4 protein-coding genes are annotated in these 6799 nt (G+C 37.9%); all 4 read right to left on the bottom strand.

The window, feature by feature from the left end; all coding sequences use genetic code 11:
- Positions 1–73 precede the first annotated feature (73 nt).
- Positions 74–2062, bottom strand: coding sequence for a hypothetical protein (locus B9J78_06735; GenBank protein ID MBA2124607.1), 1989 nt, complete (start codon positions 2060–2062; stop codon positions 74–76).
- Positions 2063–2130: 68 nt separating this feature from the next.
- The gene (locus B9J78_06730; protein ID MBA2124606.1) at positions 2131–3321 is read right to left on the bottom strand and encodes a hypothetical protein; all 1191 of its coding nucleotides are present in this window, start codon (positions 3319–3321) and stop codon (positions 2131–2133) included.
- Positions 3311–4573 carry a hypothetical protein gene (locus B9J78_06725; GenBank protein ID MBA2124605.1) on the bottom strand — a complete coding sequence of 421 codons (1263 nt, stop codon included), beginning with the start codon at positions 4571–4573 and terminating at the stop codon, positions 3311–3313. The genes B9J78_06730 and B9J78_06725 overlap by 11 nt, the downstream gene beginning before the upstream one ends.
- 1 nt (position 4574) lies before the next feature.
- Positions 4575–5933 (bottom strand): hypothetical protein, encoded by a 1359-nt coding sequence (locus B9J78_06720; GenBank protein ID MBA2124604.1) that lies wholly within the window; start codon positions 5931–5933, stop codon positions 4575–4577.
- Positions 5934–6799 lie beyond the last annotated feature (866 nt).

The following is a 6799-nucleotide window of genomic DNA, read 5'->3' as shown; positions in this document are numbered from 1 at the left end:
ACAGGTAAATTTTGCTTTAGAGAATTTAATCTTGTATATAATCTAAGGGTTTTGTCATTAATGTCGTCCATAATTACCTCCACCACTCAAACTTCTCTTTCTTTGCAAACTTCACAAACTCTTCAGCAATTTCATCTAAATCGTCAGCAAGTCTACCTTTTTCTTCAAAGATTCCGCCTTTTGATTTTATTCTTCTACCTTTTTCATTTATAAAAATATATTCTCCAGAATTATCCTTTCCTGACTTCTTAGAAACTGCCATAAAAATAGGGTAATCTTTTAAAGGCCTTTGAGTCTCTTCCATTTTTTGCAAAAATAATAATGAAGTTTTCGTTCCTGTGCCTTTTGCTGGCGCTGGAAGTTTAAAAGTATTTCCTTCAAGTCCTACTACTGCTAAAATTCTAGCTTTTTCAAAGAACCATTCTCTTACCCATTCCATATTGGTATTGTTAAAAACCCCTTGGGGTAAAACAATGGCCATTCTTCCACCCGGACAAAGCATGTCTAAAGAACGTTCTATAAAAAGAAGATGACGTTCTGCCTTTTGTTTAAGTTTTCCATTCTTTTTGGCAAATTCATATTGTCGAAGCAGACCAGAGTCAGTAATTTCTCCGGCAAAAGGTGGATTGGTCATTAATAAATCAAAGTTAAGATAGCGATAAGTCTTGCGATTTTCCTCGTCTTGTTTAGTTAAGAGTGTTTTCAAGCGAGTCCTTGCTTCTTCTGCTTGTTCACTGGTCCAATCCCGCGCGTCTAAAGAATTTCGCTTGAAAATATTATGTTTTCCGTCTCCAGCAATTAGCATTAATGCCTGTGAGATACGGCGCATATTGTCATCAAAGTCAATGCCAAACAAATAACGATTAGCATATTTTTGTTTTGCTTCGGAAGACACAGATTTTAAATGATTATCCCACACCCAATACATTGAATGAAGTAAGAATCCTCCAGAACCACAAGCAGGGTCAATGATGTATTCGTCCTTTTTAGGGTTAAGTATCTTAACACACATCTTGATTACATTACGAGGAGTAAAATATTGTCCTTTTTGTCCTTTGGATACCTCAGCAATTAAATGCTCAAAAGCGCGGTCAATAATCTCTAATTCTTCTCTACCAGAGCCAAAGAGCTTAATTTCTTCTAAAAATGGAACACAGATTTGTAATTGTTCCGAAGTAAGGTTGATTTTATCCATGGAATTAAAGATATTTGGCCACTCATCAATTGCTTCTTTAAAAAGATCATCGTTAATCACTGCATATGTCTTTTTAGGCTCTTTGTATTGCTTAAAATGAACTTCTTTTTTAGGTCGGACATTTTTTGCGTGGTCCTCATCATAAAGTTTGGCATAAATTAATTTAAAAACCTCCTCAAATACATTTACGCCTGCCTGGGCTAAAACCATTTCTTCAAGCCGCGAAATTATAAAAGTTAAATCAAATTTCTCTTGCAATTTCTCATAAGTTCTTTTTTCTTCAAAAAGGTCATCCCAGGTTTGATTAACATTAGGGATATCTCGAAAGGTTGTTATGTATTCTTTAGGATAAGGACGATAAAGTATAAATTTTTGGATACCATTTGACCAGACACCTGCCTCTGCGCCTTCAGCGCTTAGGTAAGATTTTAATTGCTCTTCGGCTTTTTTAGCATCCGGTTGTTTTACTTCAAAGATTATGTATGGTGTAATTTTATCTTCTTTATATAAAACAATGTCAGCTGATTTCTCTCTAACTTCTCGACCAAATTGCACTGATTTTTCTACTTCTATTCTATCTAATGGATATCTGTAATCCTGTGTTAGTTTCATTAACCAAAGTTGGCGAATAATTTCTTCGGGTTTACCAATCTTCTTATTTCGGTCATAAATAAAAATATCTCTATCTCTTTTTAGGCAACGGATATAATACCTGCCAGGCTCTTTTTCAAAAGCTTTAATTTTACTCAAAATTTCTTGGGAAAATTCTTGTAGACCGTGTTTTGTAGAGGTATCTTTAAAAACTAAGCCAAAAATTTCTTCGGTTCCTATTTTTTCTTTTAAAGGTTCATAAGTGACCTTACCCATTTTTTATCTCCAATCTGTCAACCCCATATCTTTCAAATTCCTCAGTATCTATATTTTTAGGTTTTGCTTCACATTTTAATATCAAATAAGGTTTTTTCTGACTCAACTTTTCTATTTCTTCTGTTATTTCTTGTTTCTATTTTTTGGCCCCCCCGTGAGGGTCTTATATATATTGGATTAGAAAAAATCCAGGGCCTATCTTTAAGATAGACCTCTACCCGATAGACACCTTCTTCGGTTATTTCATGCTCTAAAAACTCGGGCCCTTCTTTAATGAGTTCCCCATTTCTAATCAATTTGATTTTGGCCTTACGATTAGGGGCAGAGATAAAGAACTTCCAGCCAGGAGAAAAATTCATTTCATCGCCCATAATGAGAATTTCTTGACCATCAGTGGCCATGAAGGTAAAATTTTTTGCCTCACAGAATATATGAAAAACAGAATAAATATGCCCATTTTTAAGTGCTTTATAGATTGAGCTTCTGTCTAGCGTTGCCCCTTCGGGTAAAAGAATATGTGTGTTGACCACCCTGAAAAACTGCTCATATGGGTCAAATGTCATCCCTAAAATCCTCACACTGGCGTGAGCATCATTTCCGGCAATCCCTACCACCTTTCGCTTCTGTGTTAATTCATCCCATTTCCGTAGCGCCTCATCCGGCCGTTCAATGAGACTGCGCCAGACTACATCAGGAGGAAGAAAAGCAAACCTTAAAAAAAGGCTTAGTCTATCTTTACTTAAGACATCTTCCTTCAAATTGTATATCTCCATTCCGTGAAAGTTGGAAACGGCCCAGTCTTTCCAGGGAGCCTTTGAATAATACGGATGAGCAATGAAACTGAGGCCCCCGGCTTTACTTATCATATCAAGGGTCTGTTGGGTGGTTTTGCCCCTGATTAACCTGTTAACATTTAAAGATAGGAGGTGGCCTTCAGGTAATGAGGCCTCCTCCCCAACCAGGATAAGGGTTCTGCCATACCATCCCTCTTTATTGTCATCCAATGCCTGAAGTGTGTTATGGTCTGTTATTATCAGGAAATCTAATCCCGACTTATTGGCCGCTTGCGCTATCTCAGAGTAGGTACCTGTGCCATCGGAATAGATAGAATGAACATGAATAACTCCTCGGTAGTCTTTATATCCGTCCTCAATGTGCGGGATTACATCGCTTCGGGAAATGGGCCTGTTTAATGCGGTAATTGTTCCGCAGCCAGCAGTCAAAATAATAATAAGTAAAACTAAATATTTATTTTTCATTTTCTTGTTTAATTGGCAGAAGTTTTTTTAAATTATAATTTCTAAATTTGCGTTCTGCCACCGGTAGTCCTTTTTCTAACAAGGCTACCCAGAATTCAGGGAAGGAGTAGATAACCATCTTCAGATTGCTTTTAGGCATAGCCACCTCTCTGACAATTTTTTTGGCTACGGCTTCATCTATCCGACCGTAATATTCTTTAAGCAACCTAGCCTGCCCCTTATATCTGTGCTCATAAGAACCTGAGCCATAGGGCAGTTCCAGTCCTGGTTTTTTAGGGTCTCCTTTATCACATATTTGCCGATCACGAACCTCAGGATCCATAGCCGCATCTGCCCTGAAAACAATATTGGGCAGGGGTATGGCATAAACCACCTCTTTTTCTTTAGGGTCATTATCCCTGAATACGGCAAAAAGATTAGCCGTCGTCTCCAAGACTATCGCTTCTGCGGCTTTGGCATCTGCAAAGACATAGTTATGACCAACCGTGCGAGGAGCATCCCTGACTATCTTTGTTGCCTCCTCTAAGTTATCCGATTCTTCTAGAACTTTTCTTAATAAAAATGGCATAGGGACACCTCTTAAGGTTTTATCAACCGTCTTGGCCCCAATCTGTGCCACCGATATGCCTTCTATATTCATTCCACTTAATACACCAATATAGCCGGCATAACCAATGCTAACGAAAGGATGTTTCCCCTCTGGCTCGTAGATGATGATTATGGGATTTTCTTCAATCCCTGAGCCCACTATCCAATCAAAAACCCTGGTATGATAGAGCCTTCCTCCTCTTGTGGCTTCTCCAAAGGCGGCAAAACTTGAACAGCGTATATAAAATAGTTCGCTGATAATATGTATCCTCTGAATATTCCTGAGGGAAACTCCACTGCCTTCAGCTAATCCTCGCATTTCCTCCTTGTAATCCTCAGGAATAAAGGGACTTGTTCTCCAGTAGGCTACATCAAGAATAATGTTGATTATGGGGCGGCTGATAAGAGGAATCTTTATTCTTTTGGTCAATTCTCTGTTCAAAAACCTGAGGAAACCATCTATAACATTTTCAACCTCTTCGGCGAGCAACTTCCCCTGTTGGTAACCCATCTCATAAGGAGTGCCTCTTAAGTAAAGAATGGGGACCTCTTTGGATCTATCCAGATGAGCTTTTTTTAGAATTGCCGCATCATCAAAGGCAGATGATTGTTGAGAAGCACACAGGGCACAGAGCAGGAATAGAACTGTTATCGTTTTTACCATTTTACTCTAGCCTCCTTTCTAACACTCTTATGAATTCTTTTACTATATCTTTGGTGTAGGAATCCATCTTCGGGCCATAAAAAGACATCCTGGCCTCATACTCATCAGTGTAATAATACTTTTCAGGAACAACATATCCAATCCAATCATTAGCCAGGGTAATAATATAAGGAAAGTAGCCTGCCTCCCTGGCTATGTTTTTTAGTTCCAATCCTATCTCTACCCCCGGCTCACAGGGGAGGGCAACCAGCAAAATATCGTTTATCAGGATTATATTTTTGAAGGTTTTTCTATCCAGGAAGAACCGTCCTAAAAAAGTAGGAACCTTAAAGCCGAGAGGTTTTAACTGAACTGGGGGAAGATAAATGTCTGCACCGATACAGATTATCTCCACCTCCTGATGGGTCTTTATCGCTTTAGAAATCTCCAGCACCTTCTCGGATAGGATTCTACCCATCTGTTTGGCTTTCTCAAAAGAAGAAGGGAACTCTCCGTCCAGCCGGGGGGCAATATCACCCATAGCACCGCTTGTAAAGATGGCTACTGTGTCAGGAAATATTTTTTCCATCTCTTTCTGGAGCCAGCCTGGATAATCTCCGCAAATATACAGGTTAGAAGAACCAAGGACGGTGGCATGGGCGGCAAAATTTATAAGATAAGCAATGGGTGCCCCCTTAATATTATCCACTCTTAAAACTGCTATTTCAGGATCTGTTATGCCACCGGCAATCATCCTATTGATATTTAAGTTTTGGATGTAATCTTTACCAGCTCCAATCCTGGCCGGGCTTAAGTTCTCATATGCTCTGATTACAGCCTGGGCTATTTTCTCAGTAGTGAACTCAAAAATTTCCTTATTGAACCTTCCCACTGCCTGTCTTTCTATAAACCTTTTTCCCATGACCCCTGTCCCTGAATGGGTATGCGTTGCCGATATTAACAGGTTTTCTCGGTTTAATGGAATCTTCTCTTTTATTAAGGCATAAACGACATTATAAATATCATCACTAACAGCCACAAGATCCAGTCCTACAATTACCACCGTATCTTTTCCATCACTTAAAGCAAGGGCGCGGGCATAAAGTTGACTATGAATTCCCACAGAGGGCACATTTATCCGCTTACCATAACCGCCGAGGGGGGTTCCTATAGGTGGCGTGATGTTCACTTTTGCTGTTCCGGCCATTAGAGCGCCTGAATTATCTTGCACATTTATCTGGGAACCTGCTTTTTGAATTGCCATTATAGTCCGGATATAGTAAGGGCTTTTTGTATATTTAAGATCGCTTAAATGAATACATCCACTAATAGTTATAACTAAAATAACCAGATACCATCTTTTTCTTTTCATTATGGACATAACCCGATAACCTCATTTTTTTATAAAAATAATACCAACAACCTTAAGCATTCTTATTTTTCTCCAACAACTCTTTAAATTTTGTTTCAGTTATCTTTGTTGAATTTATAATTTCAAAACCATATTTTTGGATCAAGAACATTAAACAATTTTGGTAAATTATCACCTCTTTTAACCTCTTTTTTATATATTATTTACTAAATCTGTTTTGATGATTTTACTTCAAGATGAAAGTTTGAAGTGCTTAATTGCGTATAACGGTTCTGGTGTAAAAGAAGTTCTGCATAAGCAGAATTTGGACAAAACGAAGCGCGGTCTTTTATCTGCTGTTATATGAAGTGGCGGTTTCATTTTGTTATTACTAATACCTTTGTTACCGCTGTATATTCTTTTCTTCCAAAAGTAAAAACAATCTCATCTTTCTTTGAGATTGTTTCTCTATCAAAGAAATTATCAATTTTTTGAAACACAAGAGTAAAATCCCTTTTTAATTCTCAGATTCTTTCAGGATTGTCTTTGTCTAACAACACAACAAACAATCCATTGTCGGCTCCAAATCTTTGAGCGCCTTGATTTTCATACATCCAGATTGCTAAATCAATAGGATTGTCTATCGGCAATGGGATTATATCCACGAGGCAGATAAGTCACTTTTAAGTCAAAAGGTTGGCCGTTAAAGAAAATATCAATTCCTTTTATGTTTTTAATAGTAGGAATTATCTTTTTATGGATGCTTATATGTTCTTCAGTGTAAACTCAGTAAACCCCATATTACTTTTTCAAAAGACCATTTTATTTTAACTCTTCTTTCTTAAACCGTCAAACAATTTTCCTTGCCTTTTTACCTGCCTGCTAACAGAATAGAT

It is taken from the genome of bacterium Unc6, assembly GCA_013626165.1.
Lineage (GTDB): Bacteria > Omnitrophota > Gorgyraeia > Velesiimonadales > Velesiimonadaceae > Velesiimonas > Velesiimonas alkalicola.
This window is presented reverse-complemented; position numbering and strand designations above follow the sequence as displayed.